This window comes from Carnimonas bestiolae (genome assembly GCF_051251145.1).
GTDB classification, from domain to species: Bacteria; Pseudomonadota; Gammaproteobacteria; order Pseudomonadales; family Halomonadaceae; genus Carnimonas; species Carnimonas bestiolae.
The window spans coordinates 213,558-238,720 of record NZ_JBPCZK010000004.1; the positions used below are offsets into that span (position 1 = coordinate 213,558).

19 protein-coding genes are annotated in these 25,163 nt (G+C 58.7%); 2 read left to right on the forward strand and 17 right to left on the reverse strand.

Features of this window, described 5'->3' with window-relative positions:
• Window positions 1–86 precede the first annotated feature (86 nt).
• The 8 genes from R84865_RS07280 to R84865_RS07315 form a co-directional block, all read right to left on the reverse strand.
• On the reverse strand, window positions 87–1,184 hold the full coding sequence (locus R84865_RS07280) for an alkylhydroperoxidase domain protein (RefSeq protein WP_435636614.1): 1,098 nt from the start codon (window positions 1,182–1,184) through the stop codon (window positions 87–89).
• 75 nt (window positions 1,185–1,259) lie between these two features.
• Window positions 1,260–2,015: an amino acid ABC transporter ATP-binding protein gene (locus R84865_RS07285; RefSeq protein ID WP_435639255.1), complete on the reverse strand. Its 756-nt coding sequence runs from the start codon at window positions 2,013–2,015 to the stop codon at window positions 1,260–1,262.
• Window positions 2,016–2,039: 24 nt separating this feature from the next.
• Window positions 2,040–2,714 (reverse strand): amino acid ABC transporter permease, encoded by a 675-nt coding sequence (locus tag R84865_RS07290; RefSeq protein ID WP_435639256.1) that lies wholly within the window; start codon window positions 2,712–2,714, stop codon window positions 2,040–2,042.
• Complete coding sequence (locus R84865_RS07295; protein WP_435630900.1) at window positions 2,711–3,415, reverse strand: amino acid ABC transporter permease; 705 nt, start codon at window positions 3,413–3,415, stop codon at window positions 2,711–2,713. The genes R84865_RS07290 and R84865_RS07295 overlap by 4 nt, the downstream gene beginning before the upstream one ends.
• A gap of 61 nt (window positions 3,416–3,476) precedes the next feature.
• Window positions 3,477–4,286, reverse strand: coding sequence for a transporter substrate-binding domain-containing protein (locus R84865_RS07300; protein ID WP_435630901.1), 810 nt, complete (start codon window positions 4,284–4,286; stop codon window positions 3,477–3,479).
• Window positions 4,287–4,544: 258 nt separating this feature from the next.
• Window positions 4,545–6,011, reverse strand: a complete 1,467-nt coding sequence (locus R84865_RS07305) for an NAD(P)-binding domain-containing protein (RefSeq protein ID WP_435639257.1) — start codon at window positions 6,009–6,011, stop codon at window positions 4,545–4,547.
• Window positions 6,012–6,335: 324 nt separating this feature from the next.
• On the reverse strand, window positions 6,336–7,601 hold the full coding sequence (locus R84865_RS07310; protein WP_435639258.1) for an acyl-CoA dehydrogenase family protein: 1,266 nt from the start codon (window positions 7,599–7,601) through the stop codon (window positions 6,336–6,338).
• A gap of 93 nt (window positions 7,602–7,694) precedes the next feature.
• A complete protein-coding gene (locus R84865_RS07315) occupies window positions 7,695–9,026 on the reverse strand; it encodes an LLM class flavin-dependent oxidoreductase (RefSeq protein WP_435639259.1) in 1,332 nt (443 codons plus the stop codon).
• 389 nt (window positions 9,027–9,415) lie between these two features.
• On the opposite strand from R84865_RS07315, the gene tauA reads away from it, so the two are divergent.
• Window positions 9,416–10,408 (forward strand): taurine ABC transporter substrate-binding protein, encoded by a 993-nt coding sequence (gene tauA / locus R84865_RS07320; protein WP_435639260.1) that lies wholly within the window; start codon window positions 9,416–9,418, stop codon window positions 10,406–10,408.
• Window positions 10,409–10,767: 359 nt separating this feature from the next.
• Here tauA and R84865_RS07325 read toward each other — a convergent pair whose 3' ends face one another.
• A complete protein-coding gene (locus R84865_RS07325; RefSeq protein WP_435639261.1) occupies window positions 10,768–12,096 on the reverse strand; it encodes an LLM class flavin-dependent oxidoreductase in 1,329 nt (442 codons plus the stop codon).
• Between the two features lie 316 nt (window positions 12,097–12,412).
• Between R84865_RS07325 and R84865_RS07330 the strand changes: the two genes are divergently transcribed.
• Complete coding sequence (locus R84865_RS07330) at window positions 12,413–13,570, forward strand: porin (protein WP_435639262.1); 1,158 nt, start codon at window positions 12,413–12,415, stop codon at window positions 13,568–13,570.
• A gap of 20 nt (window positions 13,571–13,590) precedes the next feature.
• On the opposite strand, the gene R84865_RS07335 is transcribed toward R84865_RS07330, so the two are convergent.
• The 8 genes from R84865_RS07335 to R84865_RS07370 all read right to left on the reverse strand — a co-directional run bounded on the left by R84865_RS07335 (window position 13,591) and on the right by R84865_RS07370 (window position 25,162).
• A complete protein-coding gene (locus R84865_RS07335; protein ID WP_435639263.1) occupies window positions 13,591–15,327 on the reverse strand; it encodes an ABC transporter ATP-binding protein in 1,737 nt (578 codons plus the stop codon).
• Window positions 15,324–17,075 carry an ABC transporter ATP-binding protein gene (locus R84865_RS07340; RefSeq protein ID WP_435639264.1) on the reverse strand — a complete coding sequence of 584 codons (1,752 nt, stop codon included), beginning with the start codon at window positions 17,073–17,075 and terminating at the stop codon, window positions 15,324–15,326. Before R84865_RS07340 ends, R84865_RS07335 begins: the two co-directional genes overlap by 4 nt.
• A gap of 386 nt (window positions 17,076–17,461) precedes the next feature.
• Complete coding sequence (locus tag R84865_RS07345; protein ID WP_435639265.1) at window positions 17,462–17,740, reverse strand: hypothetical protein; 279 nt, start codon at window positions 17,738–17,740, stop codon at window positions 17,462–17,464.
• A 467-nt stretch (window positions 17,741–18,207) separates the two neighbouring features.
• Window positions 18,208–19,869 carry an ABC transporter ATP-binding protein gene (locus R84865_RS07350; protein WP_435639266.1) on the reverse strand — a complete coding sequence of 554 codons (1,662 nt, stop codon included), beginning with the start codon at window positions 19,867–19,869 and terminating at the stop codon, window positions 18,208–18,210.
• A 3-nt stretch (window positions 19,870–19,872) separates the two neighbouring features.
• Complete coding sequence (locus tag R84865_RS07355) at window positions 19,873–20,952, reverse strand: ABC transporter permease (RefSeq protein ID WP_435639267.1); 1,080 nt, start codon at window positions 20,950–20,952, stop codon at window positions 19,873–19,875.
• On the reverse strand, window positions 20,949–21,995 hold the full coding sequence (locus R84865_RS07360; protein WP_435639268.1) for an ABC transporter permease subunit: 1,047 nt from the start codon (window positions 21,993–21,995) through the stop codon (window positions 20,949–20,951). Before R84865_RS07360 ends, R84865_RS07355 begins: the two co-directional genes overlap by 4 nt.
• Before the next feature lie 2 nt (window positions 21,996–21,997).
• Window positions 21,998–23,881, reverse strand: a complete 1,884-nt coding sequence (locus R84865_RS07365; RefSeq protein ID WP_435639269.1) for an extracellular solute-binding protein — start codon at window positions 23,879–23,881, stop codon at window positions 21,998–22,000.
• Window positions 23,882–24,244: 363 nt separating this feature from the next.
• On the reverse strand, window positions 24,245–25,162 hold the full coding sequence (locus R84865_RS07370; RefSeq protein WP_435639270.1) for an MBL fold metallo-hydrolase: 918 nt from the start codon (window positions 25,160–25,162) through the stop codon (window positions 24,245–24,247).
• Window position 25,163: the final 1 nt, after the last annotated feature.

Sequence of the window (25,163 nt, forward strand, 5' to 3'; positions counted from 1 at the left end):
GCACCGATGATGGCTGAAGGCTGAAGCAGCGCGACCATCGCTGCGACAGGCGGCTAGCGACCGTCGCAGCGTGGCGGTGTGCACAGCTATTGCAGCGTGCGCGGCTCGCCCAGCGTTAGCATCAGCCGGTTGGCCCATGAGAAAAACGCCGTCGACTGCACCAGATCGAGCAGCTCCAACGTATCGAGGCCGGCATCCTTGAGCCGCTTGATATCATCCAGCGACGCCTGCGAAGGGGCCATTGAGTGCGCGCCAGCGAAGTCGATAATCGCCGCCGTACGCGAATCCTGACCGGCGCTAAGTACGCCCCCTTCAGCTACGCTCAGCAGCTTGTCCACGACATCTTCACGCTTCAGAAAGTGCACCGCTTTACGGGAATGCACGGAAGCGCAATAGATACAGCCGTTCACGCGGCTGGTCACCGTCGCCGCGAGTTCGCGCTCACCGCGCGGCAAGCCCCCTGGCGTGTAGAAAATACCGCGGTCAATCAGCGTGCGCTGTTCCAACACCGGCATATTGCGCCCCAGCAGCCTGAAATACAGCGAGCCGGTTTGACCGTGGTGACTCAGTGATTCCCACTCTTCCTTGGAGAAATCCTCGCTGCTGCGCGGTGCCAGCCACGGCTCCCATGCCAACTGCTCGCGCGTAAACCGCGTCGGTGCCGAGGAGCCACGCTGCGTCGTCGAGTGGCGCAGCCAGCGCCCCGCTACGGGTGGCTCGCTGCGCTCGGTTCGGCCAACCCCCTGTAGCAGTTTCATGCCGGTCAACAGCCGACATTGGAAGCTAACGAATCCGACCAACTGTGCCACCGTGACAATCTCGTCGTCACTTAAGCCTGCTTCGCTCAACGCATTGATGTAGCTGGCTTCGCCTTCAATGGGCGAAGCGATAATACGCTCAGCGAAGCGATACACTTCGTTGCACTGATGCTCCGATTCAGCGGGCGCTTCACTAGGGGCATGATCACGATACCAATGCTCCAGCTCAGGGCGCTGCTCTACCCTGGCAACTTTCTCGGCTATCTTGAAGCGAAGTGCACGGGAGGGATGGTGGGATTGGGTGCGAAACAGCAGGTTAAAAGCACGCTGGGTGTGCTGGGTTACGCCTGATCGGATTTCGCGTGCGAACGCGAGCGACGATGAGTGCTGCTCGCTGCACAAAAGGTCGAGAATATCATCTGACATGCAAACTCCAGGAAGTTGTTATTGATCGGGAAAAAGGCTCCTTACTACCTTTTTCCCACTAAAAACGCCATGCCCCTATAGGGTAGCCCGTTTCAAATAGCGAGCCAGAAATTTAGCCGTGCGCGGCTCTTTCGGCCGAGTAAAAATCTCATCGGGAGTGCCTTCTTCAAGCAGCTTGCCGTCATCCATGAAGGCCACTTTGGTGGCGATATGGCGCGCAAACTCCATCTCGTGGGTCACCACCACCATGGTAATGCCCGATTCCGCGACAGTGCGCATCGCGGCCAGCACCTCATCTACCCATTCGGGATCGAGCGACGATGTCGGCTCATCAAACAGCATGACTTTCGGCTTTAGCGCCATGGCGCGAGCGATCCCTACGCGCTGCTGCTGTCCGCCGGACAAGCGCTCTGGATAATGATCGGCAAAGCGCGCCATACCTACTTGATCGAGACATTGGTGGGCCAATTGTTCAGCACTCTCACGCGAATACCCCTGAACCCGCACCAGCCCCTCGGTCACATTGCCCAACGCGGTACGGTGCGGAAACAGATTGTAGTGCTGAAACACCATCGCGGTTTTGCGCCGTAGCGCTAGAATATTGCGCTGCGATGAGTTGGCATCGAGCGTTAGCCCATCGACGCTCACCTGTCCGGCAGTGGGCGTCTCGAGAAAATTGGTACAGCGCAGCAGCGTGGTCTTGCCCGCCCCGCTACCTCCTACAATGGCCAGCACTTCGCCCTCGGCCACCCGCAAATTGATGGTGTCGAATACTGGCACTGGCTTGGCCGCAGTACCAAATGACTTGCATAACTGACGCAGTTCCAGCATCTCACGTCTCGGCAGTTGGCGCGGTCAGTCGGTGACCGCGACATGTTTCGAAAAGAAGCGCTCGGCGCGTGTCACCAGCATCGTCAACACTACGCTTAACACCCAGTAGATCAGCGCCGCCGCCAGATAGGATTCGATATAGGCGAAGTTATTAGCGGCCTCTAATTGCGCCCGGGCAAAGATATCCACCGCGCCTATCACGAAAATCAGCGACAGGCCCTTGATGATGGTGAGGTAGGTATTCATGAACACTGGCAGCGCCACCCTTAGCGCCTGTGGGAAAACCACGTGCAGCAAGGTTTGCTTGCGATCCATGCCAATCGAATAGCCAGCATCGAACTGACCACGATCAATCGACAACAGTGCCGCGCGGATGTTTTCGGTTTGGCTTGCCCCGACATAGAGCGAATAGATCGCAATCACCACCGGCAGTTGCGTGAGATCGGTGCCCGGCACGTTGCGCTCGAGCAGCTGCGATATCAGGTAGAGGTGAATAATCATCGGCATGGCGCGCACATAGCCAACGTACAGCGAGGGAATCAAGCGCAGGATCGGCCCGCCAAATAGCTTCATGCTTGCCAGCAGGCCGCCCACCACAATACTGAAAAACAGTACGGCGATCGCCATGAACAGCGTGCGCGGTACTGCATCCAGAATATCGATCAGCGAAGTAAAGAAGGTATCGAGGTCGAAAATCACGCGGCAGCCTCCGCATGGTGATGGCGGCCAAAGCGACGTTCAAGCAGCTTCATGCCCAGCGTAAGTACACCGATCATTACCGCGTAGATGATACCCGCCGCCAGGTAGACTTCGAGCTTCTTCACCCCATAATCGTTGGAAATAATGCTGTGCACCGTGCCCAAAATATCGGGCATACCAATAATGAACAGCACCGACGTGTCCTTCAGCATGTCGATCAGGCCGTTGGTCAGCGAAGGGAGCGCAACCGGTGTCGCCAATGGCGCGACAATAAACCGTGTGCGCTGCGCACGCGACATGCCAATCGCATCGGCGGCATCACGCAAACCGCGCGGCACCGACTGCCACGCGGGACGAATGTACTCGGCGAAATAACAGGAATACACCAGCGTCAACGACACAATGCAGGACGTTACCTTGCCCCAGTCGAGCTGAATGCCAAGCATGTTGGCCAACACCGGCACGCCATAATAGATCAGCAGAACCGTAAGCACGTTGGGCAGCGAACGAAAAAACGACAGCATCAGCCCCACCAGGCCATTCAGCACCGCAATACGCTGAATGCGAACCGCCGCAAACAGCGCGCCGCCCAACATCGCCAGCACGTACGACACTAGCAATAACAGCAGCGTAATCGGTACTCCGCCCAGCAACCGTGGGAATACCGTGACCATGTACGTGATATCAACGCCTAGCAACATGCGCAGCGCTCCGGGTTGATCGGCATGTTGTTTCTCCAGCAGGTGCTAATACCCGGCACTATTATTCACCATCGTTGTTCGACGACAGGTACTTGATATTGTCAGTGCCAAACCACTTTTCACTCAGCTTGCTTAACGTACCGTCTTCACGCAACGTTTTTAGCTCGCGATCCACTTCTGACTTGAGACGCGTTTCACGCTTATTGAGCGCAAACCAGGTCGAATTCACCTTGATGGGCGCTACTGCTTCGGTGTGCAGACCCAACTGGCTGTTGATTTGATCGAAACCAACGTTATTGGGCGACACAATCGCATCGTAGACGCCGCTATCCAAACGCTTAAGCTTGTCGGCACTGCTGATACCCTGAGCACCTTTGAAATCGATCTTGTGCTCGTGCGCCTCGTTGAATTCCTTCAGCATGGTGTAAATGCCACCGCTCGGGGTGACCGGGGCCACCTTCTTGCCGATCAGATCGTCCAAACTATGAATATCGTCGCGCCCTTGTTTTACGTAGATAGTAATGACGCTGGCGCCGGTAGGTTCACCGGTAAATAAGTAGCGCTTCTCGCGCTGGGCGTTCTTATAGAGTCCGCCGCCCATCAGCGCGTAGTGCCCGGTCACCAGTCCTACCTCGGCCGCGTTGGGGGTGACCGCTTCGATGTTGAACTCGTAATCGGGCAAGGCTTTGTCGACCGCTTTCAGGATATCGACTTCATAGCCGGTTAACTGGCCTTCATCGTCCTCGAAACTTAGCGGCTTCGACCCAGCTTCGACCGCCACATTGACGCGTTCGGCAGCGCTTGCCAAAGGAGACAGTACCAACGGCACGGCCGCCAGAAGAGACAGAGTGAGAAAGGTGGCACGTTTCACGTAAGAGCTCCTTGTCGATATGGAGAGCGGCGCACGGCGCGTCCGCTGTGAGTCACCCACTGCAAAGGGCGTAGAAGACGCCGTCGAATCAGTCCAAAGCCAATAATCGATAGCGCACGAAGGAATAAAATAGCGTATCACCGCCACGAATGCTTGCCTGAAGCTGTCTTGGGTAACGCACAACCCCTGAGTGCCGTTACGCTAACGCGTGGTGGTGTGCGATGCAGTGCGGGGAAACCTGACGTTTCAACGCAACCGCTAAGCACCCTCTCCACCATCGGCATCGCGCCATTCGCTGCCGTCGAGTTCCGGCTTGCTGTAGTCGAGTAGCGCTTGCCAGTGGTTGTCGATATCCGCGCAGTAAAGCTGCCCGGCGATTGCCTGGGCGAGCCACTGTGCGCCGATGCTGACGGCGGGGATATCGCCGCTGACCTTGCCCAGCGATAGCGAGGCGGCGTAATTGAACGCGTGCAGGTTGCCGAGTGCGGGGCACTCACCGGCGTGGCGTTCGGTCATTGCGAAGCCGTCTCCTAACCAGGGGAAGGCGCCCAATCCCGCGCTCTCCAGTTCGGCGGGCGGGGTGTAGCGATCGCGCCAGCGCGCAATGCTGGGCTCGAGATCGGTCAATTCGGCTCGCGCGGCGATATCGACATTGAAACCGGTGGCGGCAATCACATAGTCGGCCTCGAAGCGCTGACCGTTCACCGTTTCCAGATGGATTCGATCACCTTGCTGTGTGACTGAGGCAAGCCCGGCATTGAAGTGAAAATAGGCGTTGTCGTGGCGGCTAACGCGCAGTGTCGAGCCGTGTGGTGGCGGCGTTTGGGTGGCCGCTGAGTAATACATGATACGCCAGCGCCATGCCGCACTTAGGCGCGGAAAACCGTGGGTGAAGCCGGGGCTGCCAATGCCCATCAGCTTGTTGATGGTGGGCATGCTGGGGCGCCGCGCCAGCAGCCTGACTTCGGCCGCGCCGTGTTCAAGCGCTTCGGCAGCGTTATCCATCGCCGCCGAGCCCATCCCCACCACCACTACGCGCTTGCCCTTCAGCGCCGCAAAATCAATAGCGTCGGCAGAATGTGCCCAGTAACGACGGTCCAGTTGCGCAATACGCTCAGGAATAGAAGGCGTGCCAAGGCCATCACGGCCGGTGGCGAACACCACCTTACGTGCAAGCAACTGTTCGCGGTGCCCATCGCTGCGTTCAAGGGTAAGGCGAAGCAGTTCTCCTTCAGCGGCAACTCGCGTTATGCGTGTGTCGAACTCCACCTCAAGCTTCAGCACTTGACGGTACCATTCGAGATACTGCTGCCACTGCGGGCGCGGAATTTTCTCCAGCGCCTGCCAGGCATCGTCGCCAAACTGAGCGCGAAACCACGCTTGGAAGGTTAACGCGGGAATATCGCAGGCAGGCCCGAGCAGGTGTTTGGGCGAGCGCAGCGTTTCCATTCGCGCATAGTCGATCCACGGTCCCGCCTTGCCGCAGGGGGCCTGATCGAAAATACGCAGATCATCAATGCCGAGCCGTTTAAGCGAGAATGCCGCGGCCAGCCCGCACTGCCCTGCACCGACAATCGCTACTGAGAGCACGCGTTCGCCGGCGCTCGTCACGTATTCAGGCAGCCATGCAGCGGGCGGAAAGTTAAGCAACGACAGCTCACGAGCGAGCTGGGCTTCGAGTTCACTCAGGCTAGCGGGAGGCAATGGCGCAGTAGCATCGGACATTTAACAGCACTTCTAACGAAGGAAAATGGTGCTCCATCATAGACGGTTACGCCGCCTCTAATGAAGGGGCACGCGAAGGTAGGTAACGCAGCAATGGCAACACCAGGCTAAAACGCCGGAGCTGCTGGCGAAATGTGCATTCGCCCTCAAGGCTGGCCGCGCTGCCAATGCCAAGCGGGCGCGGGCGCGGGCGCGCCACCTTGCGGCCCTACACCTCAATCATCACCGTCGCGCTGAGTGCACAGCGCCGTGATGTGCGTCCCGAAACGTCGACGCTGCCCCGCCACCTTCCGCACCATGCCGTGCGGCCTTAGCGGCCCGCACCTATGCATCGCCCTTGCCGACGCGATAGAAGTTAGGCGGCGGCGTGCCATTGACCGCGAAGTTACCCAACTGGCGCTCGCGATAGATACGCGGATTGTGCGAGGTAATGGTGCGGGCGTTGCGCCAATAGCGATCCAGTCCCTTTGGCCGCAGCGTGGCAGAGGCCCCCAGCGCGTCAAACAGCACCGTCGAAGCGTCGAGAATCAGCTTGGTCACCACCGACACACTGCAATCCACCTCGAGATGTGCCTGTGCATGCGCTTGCTCTATTTGCTCCGGCGATAGCGTCTCGCTGAGCGCTGCCTCGTAGCTATGCTGGATCGCCGCCGCTGATTGCAGCACCGATGCCCGTGCCGCGTAAGCAGCGCCATGCACCTGCCCCACTACTTGTAGAATTTGCGGATCCTCGCTCACCCGTGATGCGTTGCCGTTGGTGTAAATGCGATCGCGTTTGGCCACCTGCTGCGCGAGATCTTCCGCCAGCGCGCGCCCAATGCCCGCCAGCGATGCCAGGTGCACGGTCTGGAAGAACGGCACCGCATAAGGAAAGCGTGCCGTATCAGGTCGCACCCAACCGGGATCGATAGCAACATCGGTAAAGCGCGCCGTACCACTGGCCGTCAGCGCCTGGCCGAAGCCGTCCCAATCATCGATTATCTCAACGCCCGGCTGACGGGTCGGCACCTGCACGGCGCGCGTGTCGTCGCCATCCTGCGCGCCCACCGTCATCCAATCAGCAAACAGCGAGCCGGTGGTGTAGAACTTCTCGCCATTGAGCACCAGCCCCTGCTCGGTGCGCTCGAGTTCCGTCACGAAGGTGCCAGCCTTGGCACGATTAGCCCCTTCAGAGTAGCCTGCACCGATCATCACGCCTTCGCCCAGCCGCTCAAGCCAGCGATCGCGCCACTCGCTCGGCGCGGCCGTGAGCACATCCTCGATAAAGCCGAAGTGTGAGCGAATCGCATTGACCACATTGGTATCCGCCGCCCCCAGCTCAATTAGTAGCGCCACCAGTTCGGGCAGCGTCGCACCGCTACCGCCCAGCCGCTCGGGCAAGCGCAGGCTCAGAAAGCCGCTATCGCGCAGCAGCCGGATCTCATCGCTTGGCAGCCGATGATAGTAGTCGCGCTCGACCGCGCCCTCGCGAATGGTGGCAAACAGCGGCCGCCAGCGCTGTGCCAGTTGCTCATAGCGCTGACTGGGCGCAGCGCCCCATGGGAAGCGCGTGGCGCTAACAGGATTCGACGTTGGGGTTGCGACGCTCATGGCGACTCCTTGTGACAATGGTTGGGATAGAGAAGCAACGTGACAGCCAGCGGCTGCACAGCAACGCGATGCGCCACAGCGGGCGGGGCCGTCTCAAGAGGCGCTCTGGTACGCAGTAGGGAAAGGCAAACCCAGATGATCGCGCAGCGTGCTGCCACGATAGTCGGTGCGAAATAGCCCGCGACGCTGCAATAGCGGCACCACCTGCTCGACAAACGTCTCGAGCCCGTGCGGAGTGAGATCGGGCATTAGATTGAAGCCATCGGCAGCACCCGCGGTGAACCATTGCGCGATATCGTCTGCGAGTTGCTCTGGTGTGCCGACAAACTCGCGGTGACCACCGCCACCGCCGAAATGTTCAAGGTATTGGCGCACAGTAAAGCCGGTTTCCTTGAAACGCGCCTGAATCACTCGGAAGAAGGTGTGACCGCCGCGCCCACCGTTGGGCAGTGGCAAATCGGGCGGCAGCGGCTTATCCAGCGCCAACTGCTCAGGAGTAACACCCAAGCGCCCCGCCAGTCGTTGCAGGTTATGTTCCAGCGGCGTTAGCCCGATCAGCTCACGCTGGCGCTGCTGTGCTTCCTGCTCGGTGCCGCCAAGGAAAAAGCCCAGTCCGGGAAACACCTTGAGCGCGCTCTGCCCACGCCCTGCTGACGCCGCCGCGCGCCTTAGCCCTTGCGCGTAGTCGATTGCCTCCGACAGCGACGCAGAGGCCGAAAACACTGCCTCGGCGTGGCGAGCAGCCAAGCGTTGACCATCGGCTGAGCCGCCCGCCTGCACAATCACCGGGTGCCCTTGCGCGGAGCGCGGCTGGTTGAGCACGCCATCCACCGTGAAAAATTCGCCACGGTAGTGCAGCGGATGCAGTTTGCTGGCATCGACGAAGCGCCCGCTGTGCTGATCCGCCAGCAGCGCACCGTCTTCCCAACTCGTCCAGAGTGCTTTGGCAATCTGCAAAAACTCATCGGCACGGCGATAGCGTGCGGCATGCTCCAGCGCATCGCGCAGGCCAAACTTCTCCGCCGACGACTGATCCGCCGTAGTGACCGCGTTGAAGCCGATACGCCCACCGCTGATCAGGTCGAGCGAGGCAAACCGCCGCGCTATGTTGTACGGCTCGTTAAACGACGTCGACGCAGTGGCAATCAGCCCCAGATGAGACGTGTGCTGCGCCAGCGCCGCCAGCACGATCGTCGGTTCCAGTGCCGTTACGGGACCGCTGGCGAGCGACGAGGTAGCGTTGGAGTCTGCCAGAAACAGCGCGTCGAACTTGCCGCGCTCAGCAATCCGGGCGCAGGTCAGGTAGTGCTCAAGGGTCAAGGTGCCTTTGGGATCAAGCTCAGGCGCGCGCCAGGCGGCTTGCGCAAAGCCTTGCAGAAACACATTCACGTTAAGATGTAATTGGCGTTCGCCGGGATCAGACATAGCAGCGTGCCACCAGCATCAAGGATAAAAAAACGCCTTCACAGGGAAGACGTTTTTCATGCTAACGGCACAGCACCTTGGTCAATAAATACTCACTCGTTGGAAGATTATTCCTGGCATCGTTATTAACGCTAAAGCGATGGCTATTAGCGCGCATCACTACGGTGATATTCCAGAAATCGCACGGATATTCTCTTTTAATATTGGCGCTAATGCCCGCCACATCGCACGTTTAGCCCTCCATTACAGCGCCTTGAAACATTCCGCTGCACTGGTGGCGACACAAGGCATCTCTTGCTCGTTGTCGAGCAAATAACCACTGCGCTTCAAAACAGCAGCACCACAATCCAAGCAGCGCACACCTCTACTTATTGGAAGGGAACACACTGATGCAGGCATGGACTCGATGGGCCGCACTCGCGGCGGGACTTGCGATAACGACAGCGTCGCTTACGGCGCACGCAGATGTCACCGTTGGCTACCAGACAGGTGCCGATCCTTCCAAGGTGGCGATTGCCGATGGCCGCTACCAGCAGGCACTGGGCGAAAAGGTTCACTGGAAACGCTTCGCTACCGGCCCGGCCATTATTGCAGCGCTGGCCTCTGGCTCCATTGATATTGATTACGTGGGGTCCACGCCGACTGCTTCAGCGATTTCTCAGGGGCTGCCCATCAAGGTATTTCTGGTGAATACCTTGAATAACAGCAACGAAGAGCTGGTCGCTCGCGACGGCAGCGGCGTCGACGCACCCGCCTCGCTGAAGGGCAAGACCATCGCCACGCCCTTCGTGTCGACCAGTCATTACAGCCTGCTGAATGCGCTAGCGCACTGGCAGATAAGCCGCCGCGACGTCAAACTGGTGAATCTTGATCCTGCCGGCATTGCTGCCGCGTGGAAACGCGGTGACATCGACGCTGCGTTCACCTGGGACCCCGCACTCAGCGCCATCAAGCAATCCGGCAAGGTGCTCACCAGCGCAGGTGAAGTGGGCAAATGGGGCGCGCCTACCTTCGACGTGTGGGTGACCCTCGACCGCTATGCGCAAGCACACCCCGACGCGCTGAAAAAATTCAGCGCCACCACGCTGCAAGCGTTTGACGATTATGCGCAGCACCAGCGCGAGTGGACAGCGGATTCAGCCCCGGTGAAGGCCGTTGCGAAGCTCACAGGCGCGAACCCCGCCGACATTCCTGCACAGTTGCAAGGCGGCGTTTACCCGGATGCCAAGGCACAGCGTTCCGACAAGCTGCTGGGCGGCGGATTGGCTGAAGCACTGAAGTCGACGGCGCAGTTTCTTTACCAGCAGCACAGCATTCCCGCGGTGAAAGAGGACTACCGGCCTTATGTGACGGCTAACTATGTGCCCAACACCGCCCCCTGACACAGAGGCGGCCAAACGAAGCGCTGGAGCGCTTTAGGTTCCTTATGACGCATGCAACTATCGGCACGAGCAGTGGCCGCTAGCTAGTTCTGCGCGCAAACGAGAAGCCATCCGCGCTCCGTCAGTGCAACCCTCCATGGGCCGAATACGACGCTACCCAGCGCATAGTGGCATGCACAGGAGCGCAACCTGTCGGATAAGCGGCCGCCAAAGAGCATACGCAGGCCGGCGGAGCGCCGGACCCACGTGCCAAAACAACACCCGCGCTTACGCAGTCTGGTAGCAGCATTGCGCTACCATTTTCATCACCCAATAGGGGCGGCGTTCAAACGCCGCCCCTAGCCATCTTCGTAGAACGTCTAGCGGGTGAAAAAGCGGTTGGCCGGTCGCGGTAGACCGAGATTTTCACGCAGCGTTGCGCCTTCGTATTCGGTGCGGAAAATACCTCGGCGCTGCAGCTCTGGCACTACTTTCTCGACGAACGCGTCGAGCCCGCCCGGCAGCCACGGAAACATGATGTTGAAGCCATCGCAGGCGCGGCTTTCAAACCACTCTTGCATATCATCGGCGATACGCTGCGGTGTACCCACGAAGGCTAACCCGGCATAGCCACCGACACGCTGAGCAAGCTGACGCACCGTCAGCCCTTCACGTTCGGCCAAACGCACCACCCGCTGCTGGCCGCTTTTACTTTGGTTGGTATCTGGAATTTCCGGCAGCGGCGCATCGGGGTCGAAACCGGAGGCATCAACGCCTAGCACTTCCGACAGCGAGCCGATGGCACTGTCGTAGTTGACCAGACTATCGAGATCACGACGAATCTGTTCCGCTTCCTGCTGGGTATCGCCGACAATAACCAGCACGCCCGGTAAAATCTTCAAATCGTCAGGATCGCGACCAAGCGCTGGCATACGCGCCTTAACGTCCTGGTAGAAGTCTTGGCCATCTTCCAGGGTGGAAGATGCCGCGAACACCACTTCTGCGGTTTCTGCCGCCAATTGCTTGCCCGGCTCCGACGCGCCCGCCTGCACGATAACCGGCCAGCCCTGCACCGGTCGCGCGATATGCAAAGGCCCCGCAACCGACAGATACTCGCCGTGGTAATTAAGCGCATGCAGCTTATCGGGATCGAAATAGACACCGCTGTCGACATCACGAATAAAGGCGTCGTCTGCCCAGCTATCCCACAGCCCTGTGACAACATCGTAAAACTCACGCGCCCGCGCATAGCGCTCGGCGTGATCGGGCTGGTGCTCGTGACCAAAGTTGCGCGCGGCGGCCGGGTTGGAGGTGGTGACGATATTCCAGCCTGCCCGACCGTTGCTCAAATGGTCCAGAGACGCAAAGCGGCGCGCCACATGAAACGGCTCGTCGTAAGAGGTAGATGCGGTGGCGACCAGCCCGATGCGCTGCGTTACCTGACTTAACGCTGACAGCAGCGTGAAGGGTTCGAAAGAGGTGGTGGTATGGCTGCGCTTGAGCGCATTGATCGGCATATTCAAAAGCGCCAAATGGTCCGCCATAAAGAAGGCGTCGAAGCGGGCTTTTTCGAGCTTCTGAGCCAATTCGATCAGATGGTCAGCGCGAAAATTGGCATCGGGCCATGCGCCCGGATATCGCCATGCACCGGTATGAATGCTGACCGGACGCATAAAGGCGCCTAGTTTCAGTTGACGCTGTGCGCACATAGGTGGCTCCTCGGTTCAAGCACTTGATAGGGTTACCACCACTGTGCCTGAGCGCTGCGAAAGCGCCAAATAGCCAACTGCTATATCGACCGATAATTCTCACGCGAGGCGACGCCAGCATCGACGTGAGGAGTGCTCCGCTAACGTTCGCAGCACAACAGCCAACGCGGTTTTTCCATAACGCTCGGTACTAACGATTAATCTCCCTTCGTAGAGTGACCTTAAGTCCTATATTATTAGCAGACTATTAAGATAGAATTAGCTGCCATTCGACAAGATAATCAATACATTACGAAATGACCGGACTCTAGTTTTGATGAAAAAGTTTAAAGCGTCGGCCGTCAGCGCAACGCTGATCAGCACCGCCTTGTGTGCCCCGATGGCGAAAGCCGAACTCACCCTGCTCCCACGGGATAACGGCACACGCTTTCTGAATCACCTGGAAGTAACGGCTGGCGGCAGCGTGCGTGTCGGCTTTAGCAATCAGATGGGTAGCATCGATGATGGCGCACGCGCGCATCGCGGCACCGACGACGGCTCCCGCTTTCACTTCAACATCAACTACTACCTTCCCAACGATTGGCAGTTGCTAGGGCGCTACGAAGTGGGCACCGACGTCCTTCACGATCTGGGTTGGCACCATCACACCGCCAAACCCGGTGGCGATAGCACCACCCGACGCAAGCTCTATGTTGGCGTAGCTCACCCCACTTACGGCACCTTCACCTTCGGTAAGCAGGACAGCGTGTTCTATACCGTGGTGGGCAAACCTACCGATACCTGGGTCATGGACATGAAGGGCCAGGGGCCGGCCAACGGTATCAGCGGCGACTACGATGGCTCGTACCGCGCCCGCGATATCTTTATGTACACCAATACCTTCGGGCCGGTACAGCTTTACGCCAGTGCCAACTTCGCTGACTCCGACTACTACAAGGGCGACTTTACCTATCGCCGAAAAGGAGGCGCGGCGTTAGGGGCAAACTATACCATCGAGCCTGATTTGAAATGGGGTGCCGCTTACAGCTATAACAAGGCGGATTTGCGCAAGGATGGCAACCCTGAGAAATCGACCTGGGATCAACAGTCGTTAGGCACGGCCGTCACCTGGACCCCGGGCAATTGGTATGTCGCCGGCATGATCGGCTACTACAAGGACTTCATTCCGGCCGGTCGCGATGGACAGGTATCGACCGCCGACCTCAATCCCAACCAATACTTCAGAGGCAATGCCCACGGTTGGGAAGGCTACGCAGGCTACACCTTCCCGGTAGCGGGCGGCTGGGTCACAGGTATTCAGCCCTATGTTGCGGAGAGCGCGATTCGCTTCCAGCGCTATAGCGAAACGCTGAACTACATCGGCATGAATGTCGCATTCGCCTACGGCTTCAGCGTCTCATTTGAGCACCAGTTCAGTAACACCTCTGACCATCAGCCGGATGTCAGCAAGGCGCGTCTGCGCTACGACTTCTAGCCGTCTCGCAACGCTGGCTGTCAGGTAGTGCTGGCAGCGCTCTGCCACAGCTGCCAATAGCGCCCTTCCCGCCGCGCGAGCAATGCCTCGTGGCGGCCCTGCTCGGCAATCACCCCGTTATCCATCACTAAAATATGGTCAGCGTGGGCGATGGTAGCCAACCGGTGCGCCACCACAATCAGCGTCACCTTGCCGTGCAGCGCATCCAGCGCCTTGCCAAGTTCTGCTTCGGTAGCACTATCGATACTGGCCGTGGCCTCGTCGAGCATCAGGATGGCCGGCTTGCGCAGCAGCGCACGGGCCAACGCCAGCAACTGACGCTCGCCGCTCGACAGCGACAGCCCGCGCTCTCCCAGCGGCGTGTCGAGCCCGTTGGGCAGCGCCGCCACCACGCGATCAAGGCGCGCGGCACTGACCGCTTCAGCCAGCTCGGCATCCGACACTTCCAGCCCCAACAGGATGTTGTCGCGTAGCGTGGTAGAGCGCAAAAACGGCTCCTGCGGCACTACCGCAATGGTTTCGCTCAGCACCGCTGGCGCAATGCCCGATAGCGCACGGCCATCCAGCAGCAGTTCGCCATCACTGATCGGCTTCAAACCACACAGCACGTCAAGCAGCGTTGATTTTCCGCTACCGGTCGCCCCGACAATACCAACGAAGGTGCCGGGCGAGATCACCCCCGAAATGCCTCGCAACGTGTCGTGCGCGGCCTCGGGATGGCGAAAGCGTACTTCGCGTAGCTCCAACTGCGACCATTCGATCAGCCGCTGATCGCGCCCAACGCTTGCCAACGGTGTTTCCAATACGCTGATCAGCCGCTGCCCCGCTACGCTCGCCCGCTGGTACAGCGAGAAGCGCTGGCAGATATCCATTAGCGGCTCGGAGACGCGCCCCAGATAGCTGATAAAGGCGTACAGCACGCCAATGCCAATGGCCTGATGCGCACTCCCCATTTGGGTAATGCCAAAGCCATAGATCAGTCCCGCCAGCGCTAAGGTGCTGAGCAGATCAACCCCGGAGCGTAGCAGTAAGGCATTGAAGCGAACGATCTTGAGCCGCAGCCGATACTGCTGCTGCCCCACCTGATCGAAGCGTGCCAGAAACTGCTGGCCTTGACGGAACATCTGGATAATCGGCATGCCCTGAATGGCTTCATTAAGCCGCGCGCTCTGCTGCGAGCGCAGCTGACGCACGCCCATTGCAGCCGCATTGGACAGCCGCTGGAATACCCAGATCAGCACGATGCCTGCAGGAATCAACAGCGCCGACACCAGCGTCAGTCGCACATCGATCAGCGTCATGGCGATAAAGATCCCCACCAATAGCACCACGCTTTTCAGCACCGAAGAAAGAAATCCTATATAGAAATCGCGCATTGCATCGGTGTCGCTGGTCACGCGGTTGGTCAGTTCACCCACCGGCGTTGCATCGATACGGTGCTGTGGTAGCCGCAGCAAATGGCTGAACACCCGCACGCGCAAATCGCGCACCGCATCAGCGGCCAAGCGGGCAAACAGTACGCTCTGCCAATAGCGCCCCGCGGCGGCAGCGATCTGGGTGGTTATATAAGCCAGCGCTAACAGCACCAACGCCTGCTGGGGAAAATGCTGCGGCACCAAATGATGATCGATGTAAAACTGTACTAGCCATGGCCCCAGCACGTCGCAGCCGGTGGCGAAAATTAGTAGCACCAGCGCTGCCAAGGCGCGTCGCGGAGAGTTAATGAGCGGCTCTAGCAGCAGATCACGAAGCTTCACTGATCGCCCTCCCCACTATCATCACGGCGCGTCGCCTGATGCTGCCACAGCGCCGCGTAATGCCCTGATTGGGCCAGCAACTGGGCATGAGTACCGCGCTCCACAATGCGACCTTGCTCAAGCACCACAATATGATCGGCGTGGGCCACCGCCGACAGTCGATGGCTCACGATCACCAGCGTGCGCTCGCCATGCTGCTGCGACAGCGTATGGAGCAGGCGTCGCTCGGTGGCGTAATCGACCGCCGACAGAGTGTCGTCCAACAGCAGAATGGGCGCGTCGCACAAAAGCGCTCGGGCTAGCGCGATACGCTGACGCTGGCCCCCCGAGACAGTAACGCCGCGCTCGCCGATCATCGTCTCGAGCCCTTCCGGCAGCGCACCGATATCGCTTGAGAAAGCGGCCCGCTCAAGCGCTTCATTCAGCTCAGCGGTGCTGGCATCCGGCTTACCCAGGCGCAAATTATCCGCCAGCGTGGCGGCAAACAAGAACGCGTTCTGCGGCACATAGGCAAAAGCGCTGCGCAGCGTGTCCAACCGGTAATCATGCAAGGCATGACCGCCTAGCGTAATATCAACACCGTCGCCTTCGTACTGCCGCACCAGCAGTTTTAACAGCGTCGATTTACCGCTGCCGGTGGCCCCCACAATGCCCAGCGTGGTGCCGCTTTCGATCGCCAGATCGATATCCTTGAGCACCTCGCGCTGAGTGTCGGGATAGCAAAACTGCGCGATGGATACCGACATCTCGCTTCCCTCAAGCTGCTCACGCGTGCCGCTGTCCTTGATATCCACCTGGGCATCGAATACTTCGTTCAAGCGTCGCGCGCCTGCTTCCCCGCGCTGAAGCAGATTCAGGCACCAGCCAATCGCGAACATCGGCCAAATCAATTCGACCAGATAGAGCGTGAAGCTGGTGAGACTGCCAATGGTGATAGCGCCGCTGTGATAGCGCAGCGTGCCCACTGCCAGCGTCAGCAACATGGCCGCGCCCATGGTCAGAAACACGATCGGGTCGTAGCGCGCCTCGGCCCGCTCCACGCGATAGTCCGCTTCGGAGGTCGCGCTGGCCTGCTGTGCGAAGGAGGCAATTTCCGCGTCAATCAGGTCGTGATTCTTAAGCGTGCGAATGCCTGATAGCGCTTCTTGACTGTGCTCGCTGAGGCGCGAAAATTGATCGAGCGATACCGTAAAACGCTGCTGGACCTGCCTCGCTGTCTGATAAAACAGCCACGCCAGCAGCGGGAACGGCAGCACCGCCAGCAGCGTCAGCGGCGCATCGACGACGATCAACATCGATACCAGCACCGACACCAGCATTAGCGAGCCATCGACGCTGGACAAAAACCCTTCTCCAGCGGCCATTTCGACGGCGTCGCTGTCCTGGGTGGCACGCGCAAGCAGATCGCCACTCGAATGGCGATGGAAGAACTGCGGACTGAGGGTCAGTAACGTGGCATAGAAACGACTGCGCAGCCGAAACCCTAGCTTGTAAGCTGTGCCAAACAGCAGCCGTCGCCACAAAAAGCGCGTTAGGTACAGTCCAAGGCCCATGGCGACAATGAAGGCGACGCTTTCGGCCAACTGCACAGCGGAGAGCTGCCGTTCGCTAAGCGCATCAACGGTTCGCCCCACCCACCACGGCAGCAGCATCGCCACCACGTTGGTCAACAGCAGCGTTAGTACCGCCAGTGCGTAGGTAAATCGATATTCCCACATGAAAGGACGAAGCAAACGCCACAGCGACATGAAGTGTTCCCGAAGTTGGCATGACGAGTCGTGAGCATGGAATGGCGAGGCCCCTCGCCCAATGGGCAAGCGCACGCGGCACCAAACGGCTCATTGTTATTATTCAGCACCCTAGAATAGGCTCATCGGCCGAGCGTAGCGTTACGGCGCAGACCGCCCTGCACAGGATCACGCGCTCGGCTAACCACCCAATCACCTAATTCATTCTTAACAAAGAAGATAGCACTGCTTGGCACCTCCCAGCCACTGCCGCGAAGCCCCTCGCTGTAGCAGCACGGTATTGGCTGCGCAAAAAAGCCGCACACGCTGTTAAACGCCTGCGGCCTGGTGAGTGATATGAGAAAGCGCCGCTGATTGCAGTGCACTCAGTAGCCATGATGCGAGGATTACTCACGCGGCATCTTTTGCCGCCATCGTCGTCGCCGATACCTTTTACAGCGTTTTACCGAATCGGCATTCGGCTGACGTTCTACGACTCTCAGCTCCGGCCGCGATGCAGGTACGCTGTCTTGAGGAGTGGCGACGATCTCGTCATTTTCGGCAGTGAAGCCGATATCTTCTTTTAGCCACGCTGGCAGGTGCTGAACCATTTGCGCATGGCGACGCTGTTTTCGACGCAACCGCTTGTTTTTTATCGCGGTAATAAGACATAAATAAATACGCATGGCGCGTGTTCCTTGTTTATCGAAACGAGGAGCCGCATACCAGGGCGATAGAATATTCGCTTTTCACTACCTAACAACAATAATATTCCGCTTACGATTCACTTTCAGCACGTTACTCATGTGTGCGAAAGAAGCCGCGCGTTATTATTTCACTATTAGCGTAATGAGCTACAAAAATAGCCAGTGTGATTATTCGACCGCACCTGATGCGCGGCCGACGATGTCAGTGTCAGACGCGATTCAGTGAATGACCATTGGTGCGAAATCGGTCACCAAAGGTAATCATGAAATTATTCAGCGTTGACATAGACATATCACACCTCTCTTGAGGGGAATGGGAGATAAGAAGCTCGTTCACGACGAGCGTCGGAATTAATTAAATCCCACGCAGCCAAAAAGCGCAACCATTAAAATAAAAACAACCGTTAATTAAATGTTGCGAACGGGTGTTCACAGCACTCATCGTTTTATTTTCCCGCATTACCACAGCGACCTAATGAGTGAGTGCTACTCTCTTTATTATCTCCGCCCACTGATGAGGCGGCTACCAAGCGACGCGTAAATGCGGTTTGCGGCGCATCGAATACCGCATCGACCTGCCCCTGCTCAACCACAGCACCCTCCTGCAATACCATCACCCGATGTGACAGCGCTCGCACCACCGCCAAATCGTGGCTGATAAACAGGTAGCTGAGGCCCTGCTCGCGCTGCAATCTGCGCAGCAGCTCAATCAGCTGAGTTTGCACCACGCGATCCAGTGCCGCGGTCGGTTCGTCCAATAGCACTACGCGCGGCTTGAGTATCAGCGCCCGCGCCAAGGAAATGCGCGCACGCTGCCCGCCGGAGAACTCGTGCGGGTATCGATCAACCGCGTCGATATCCAGCCCGACATCTTGCAGCACCTGATTAACGCGCTGTGCCACCTCGGCGTTATTCAGATGGCGCTGATGAAAGCGCAGTCCTTCAGCAATGATCTCGAACACGCTCATGCGCGGCGATAGGGAACCATAGGGGTCCTGAAAGACAAACTGCACCTCTGCGCGCAGCGGCCGCCACTGCCGCATCGAAAACCCATCAACGCGCTGCCCCAGCAAGGTAACTGCTCCACTGGCGTGCTGTACGCCAAGGATAGCCTTGGCAAGCGTCGACTTTCCCGAGCCCGATTCACCCACAATGCCCAGCGTTTCTCCTTCCCGCAGCTGTAGGCTTACTTCGCGCAATGCGTGAACACCGTCGGCTCGCCGGCGTAGCAAACGACGTCGCCCAGGGTAGTGAACGGTCAAGCTTTCAGTGTGAAGAAGCACCGGCGCATCTGAGCGAAGCGGCTGCGGCGCTCCGCTCGGCTCGGCGGCCAACAGCGCACGGGTGTAATAGTGCTGGGGGTTACCGAGTACCTCGCGCGCATCGCCCGACTCCACCAAACGGCCACGGCGCATCACGCTGGCGTGCTGGGCAAATCGCCGCACCAGATTAAGATCGTGGGTAATCAGCAGCAGCGCCGACCCAAGCGACTCTTTCAAGCGCTCGAGCAGTTCGAGTATTTCGTGGGCAACGGTAACATCGAGCGCCGTGGTCGGCTCATCGGCGATAATCAGCTGCGGCCGATTGGCGATCGCCATGGCAATCACTACGCGCTGCCGCTGGCCTCCCGATAGCGCATGCGGATACGCGCGCATCATGCGCTCTGGATCAGGCAGATTGACTTCCTTGAGCAACTCGATCACGCGCGCACGTCGCACGCTCGCGGGCGCTTTCTGGTGAAGGTGGAGCGCTTCTCCCAACTGCTGCCCTATCGTGTGCACGGGATTGAGCGACGACATCGGCTCCTGAAAAATAAAGCCGACGTCATTGCCTCGGCAACGATTCAGTTGCTTACGATCGAGAGCCGCCAATTCAACGCCATTTAGCCGACGTTGCCCTGAAACGCTAAACAGGGGATTGAGCAGCCCCACAATCGAGAGCGCGGTCAGCGATTTACCAGAGCCTGACTCCCCCACCAACGCGTGAGTCTCGCCCGCCTGAATCTTCAGGTCGAGGTGCTCGACCAGTGCTCGGTCGCCCAAGCGGATATTGAGATCCTTAATCGCCAGCAGTGCGTCGTGCGAGCGGCTATCTGAAGAGGTTGGCATCACTCACCTCACGCTAGAATGACGAGGATCGAGCGCATCGCGCAGCCCAAGCCCCACAAAGACAAGCGCCGTCATCAGCACCGCCAAAGTAATAAACGCGCTGAAGCTAATCCAGGGCGCGTGCGGGTTCTGCTGCGCCTGCTGAGTCATTTCACCAATGGAAGGCGCGCCCGCCGGTAGCCCGAAGCCGAGATAATCGAGCACCACCAGGCTGGTAATCGCAGTGGTAAAGACAAACGGCAAGTTGCTAAGCGTCGACACCAGTGAATTGGGCAACACATGGCGTACTAACACCGCCCTGCTTGGCAGGCCCATCAATCGCGCCGCCGCCACATAATCGAGTGCGCGCGTACGCAGCACCTCTGCGCGTACGTAGTCGACCACTTGCAGCCAGCCAAACAGCGATAAAATAAGCACTAGCCACCAGAAACTCGCATGAAACATGCTGGCCAGTATCATCACCAGATACAGAAGCGGCATGCCGGCCCAGATTTCCGTCAATCGCTGCCCCAGCAAATCGACCCAGCCGCCGAAGTACCCCTGAATTCCCCCAAGCACAATCCCAACTACCAGCGACACCAGCGTGATCAGTGACGCGAAGGCCAGTGACAGCCTTACGCCGTAAAGCGTACGCGCCAGCACATCCCTGCCCACGTCGTCGGTACCCAACCAGTGGCGACTATTCGGAGAAGAAGGCACTGCCTCAGGGTTGGCAACATCGATGGTGTCGGAGGAATACGGAATCGGTGCCCGCCACTGCCAACCGTGCGCGGCAATCGCACGCTGAAGGTCAGGATCGGAAAAATCGGCGCGCGTGGGCAATGTGCCGCCGAACTGGGTGGCTGGGTAGTCCTTCAGCAGCGGCGCGTAGTAGTGGCCTTCGTACTTCACCAGCCACGGGCGCTCGTTAGCAATAATCGGCGCGCAGACGCTCGCCACCGCTATCACTATCAGCACCCACAGCGACAACCAGGCCAGTCGATTGCGGCGCAGCGTCGTCAATCGGCGGCGCATAATGGGTGAGAGCACACGCGAAAAACGCGCTACCGAGGTTGCCTTAAGTGAATGGACAGAAGCACTCATGAGTGGGCCTCGAAACTCAAACGTGGATCGATCCACAAATAGAGAAGGTCGCTTAATAGCTGCGATAACAGCTGCAGCAGAGAGAAGATAAACAGCGTGCCAAAAATCACCGGATAATCGCGCTGCTGTAGCGCCTGATAACCCAGTTGGCCTAACCCATCGAGAGAAAACATCGACTCGATCACCACCGAGCCCGAGATCAGCATCGCCACTACCGTTGCCGGAACGCCCGAGATGATCACCAGCATGGCGTTGCGGAACACATGGCGGTAAAGCACTCGCCGTTCACTTGCACCCTTGGCGCGCGCGGTCAGCACATATTGAGAGTGGATCTGATCGAGGAAGCTATTGCGCGTCATCAGCGTCAGGATGGCGAAGGCGCCCAGCGTGTAGGAAAGCACCGGCAGCGTGATGTGACTCAGGTAATCGCCCACCTTCCCCAGCAGCGATAGCTGAGCGAAATCTGCCGACACCAGTCCTCTCAATGGCAGCCAACTGACGTACTGACCGCTGGCAAACAGCGTGACCAAAATAAGCGCCCACATCATCGGGGGAACGGCATAGCCCACCACCACGATGAAGGAAGTGATTCCGTCAAAGCGTGCGCCTGCTCGCATCGCCTGAGCAATGCCCAGCGGAATCGACACCATGTAGGCAATCAGCAATGACCAAAAGCCCAGCGATAGCGTTACCGGCAGGCGCTCGATAATCAGTCGGCTAACGCGCTCTCCCTGGAAAAAGCTGTCGCCAAAATCGAATAGCGCATAATTCTTTACCATGGTGGCGAAACGCTGATACCACGGCTGGTCAAGTCCAAAGGTATGGTTGAGCTGATCGATAAAGCGCTGATCCAGCGCGGCGGCACCGCCTGCCGCACGCTGAGCCCCAGCGCCCGGCTCGCCCTGCCCCATACTTTGTAGCTGCGCCACGATCTGGTCAGCAGGGCCGCCCGGCGCGGCTTGCAACAGCGCAAAATTGATCAGCAAGATGCCAACCAAGGTGACCAGCAGCAACACCAAACGATGGGTAAGGTAGCGAGCCATGTTTAGTGCTCCTGCTGTTTGGCTGAAGGCGCCGAGGCGGGATTGGCAGGCTCATCCCACCAACTGAACAAATCGACACCGAAACGCGGCGCCCGCGCCGGAACACGAACATGCCGCCAGCGCGCCAGATAGTAGCCGCGCTGGTAGTAAAGCGGCATGTAGTAGTAGCCGTAGCGCAGCAGCCGATCGAGTGCCCGCCCAGCGGTAACGATCTGCTCGCGAGATTGACCGTTGATAACGTCCTTTATCACGGCATCTATTGGCTTGCTCTTGATTCCCGCCAGATTACCGGCATGAGGAATATCAGCCCCGCTCGATCCCCACATACGATCTTGCTCAGCACCGGGGCTATTGGACTGCGCCAGTGCACCGTTCACATCCGCCATGTCGAAGTCGAAGCGACCCGTACGAACCTGATAGAGCGCGGGGTCCACCACCTGAATATCCAGCGCGATGCCTAGTTTTTTCAGCTCTCGCGCGTACGCCAGCGCTGGCCGCACCTGATGCTGACTATTGAGCAGCAGTGATATCACCACGGGATGCTCGTGCTGATCGACCAAGGTGTAGTGCTTTAGCTGAAACCCGGCTGCCTCAAGTAACCGCAGCGCCTTCTCCAGACGTTGCGATTGCGTTAGGCCATCATCGCTTTCCAGCGGGCGCTTAAACACATCGGCGGGTAATTGTTTCGCCAACGGCTTCAGCAGCTCGAGCTCTGTTCCAGAGGGCAAGCCCTTGGCCTGCATCTCGGAATCGCTCCAAAACCCCGCCAACGGATGGTAAAAACCGTGGAACAACAAGCGATTGGTCGACTTGAAATCGAACGCCAGGATTAATGCTTCCCTGACGCGCCGGTCGCGGAACAGCGGACGCCGCAGGTTCATCGCGTAGCCCATGAAATTACCGGGCGTGCCATCGATCAGATGGAACTTGATGATATCGCCGCGTTCAAGCGCTGCCCCGTTATAGCCAGAGGACCACACGGTGGGAGAATTCTCGATGCGCATATCGAGACGACCTGAGAGAAACGCTTGCAGTGCCACGGCATCATCGGTGTAGGTGTCGTAGATGAGGGTGTTGAAATTAAAACGCCCGCGATTGGCCAGCAAATCCCTGGCCCAGTAGTCGGGGTTACGTCGGTAAACGACTCTCGCCCCCTTCTCTACCTGCGCCATCCGATAAGGCCCTGATCCTACCGGGATATCAAAAGTGGGCCGCGAGAAGTCACGTTTGCGCCAATAGTGCTCGGGAAAAATCGGAAACTGCCCCAACAGCAGCGGCTGCTCGCGCGGCGCGCTCTTGTCCAGCGCAAAGCGCACCACCCCCTTTCTGGGAATGGAGACACCGCCGACCCCCGCATAGTAGCCGCGGTAAAGCGGCAAGCCTTTTTCCATTAACATCCGATAGCTGAACACTACATCACGGGCGGTAATCGGCGTGTTATCGCTAAAGCGTGCGCGTGGATTGATGTCGAATTCGACCCAGGAGCGGTCCGGTGCCAACCGAATACCGCTGGCAATCAGGGGATAGCCGGTGAAGGGTTCATCCGCTGGAAAATCAAGCAGAGTGTCGTATAGCGCGCTGCGGTATAGATAGGTGACGCCCGGCGCTGGATTGACGCCGACAATGAAGGGATTGGTGGAATCAAAGTGGCCTAACGCCATCGGCGACTGCCTGCGTAAGGTACCGCCTTTGGGCGCATCAGGATTCACGTAATCGTAGTGGCGGGCGTTAGCGCCTATCTGCGGCTTACCAAACAGCGCGATGCCGCGCTGGGTAGCCACCGCCGGCGATGTATCATCGGACAGCTGCGCGGTCGCGGCCGCGACAGACGGCTGCGTATCCCCAATGAAAATCAATAAACAGACCGTCAGCAAGGCAGCGCGCACGGGCAAATGTCCTGTATGGATAATCGTTATTGTTGTAATACCGACATGCCACCAATCCGTAAGACGATCTGCGACACGGCAATCGTTGTCTCTCGTCAGCCGCCATCCTTAACGGCGCGAGCGGTGGCAGACAGATTCTTCAGCCTTCCTCGAGCCCTCTTCTTCATCAAACACAGCAAGGACTATGCCAAAAAGGCGCTAATCGGGGATAAAAGCTTAAAAGACACTTAATATAAAGCCGAGCTCGCTACGCCCGCGGACTCGGCCTGTTAATTGGTTTATCGATGGGGGAATTCAGCACTCGAAACGTCTTTTTCAAGCGGACCGCGTGCTGCTTTCCGGTGCACCGCCCCGAGGCGTGCATCATTTAAGACGATTGATGGGAATTTTCAGATAGCGCTCACCGTCGGATTCAGGCTCAGGAAACCGGCCACCGCGCATGTTCACTTGCACAGAGGGCAGGATCAGCGTTGGCATGTTGAGCGTGGCGTCGCGCTGGGTGCGTAGCTGGACGAAGTCGTGTTCGTTAACGCCTTCGCGTACGTGCACGTTGTGTTCGCGCTGTTCCGCGACAGTGGTTTGCCACGCGTACTGGTCACGGCCCGGCGCCTGATAGTCGTGACAAAGATAGAGCGCCGTGTCGGAAGGCAGGCTAAGCAGGCGTCGAATCGAGCGGAACAGGCGCTGCGCATCGCCGCCAGGAAAATCCGCTCGCGCGGTGCCGAAATCGGGCATGAACAGGGTGTCACCAATGAAGGCAATATTGCCGATCACGTAGGCCATATCGGCAGGCGTATGCCCCGGCACGTGCAGCGCGATGGCATCGATGCTGCCCAGCTGGAAGCGCTCGCCATCGTCGAACAGCCGATCAAACTGCGAGCCGTCGCGCTCGAATTCAGTGCCAGCGTTGAAGATTTTGCCGAACACCTGCTGCACATCGATGATATGCCGACCAATGGCCAGTTCGCCGCCCAACTGCTGCTGAAGCCACGGGGCCGCCGACAAGTGATCAGCATGAGCGTGTGTTTCGAGCTGCCATTGCACCTGCAACTGGTGCTCGCGCACGTACTCGACCACCTTCTCTGCCGAACGATAGCTGATGCCTCCCGCCGCGGCGTCGTAGTCGAGCACGCTGTCGATAACTGCCACAGCACGGGTGGCGGGATCGTGCACCACATGGGTGGCGGTACAGGTGGTGTCGTCAAAGAATGTCGTGACCGTTGGCGCCGTCGTGGTGGCGCCAATTTGCGCAGCGGCGGCCGCTATAGCACTATCTTTCATG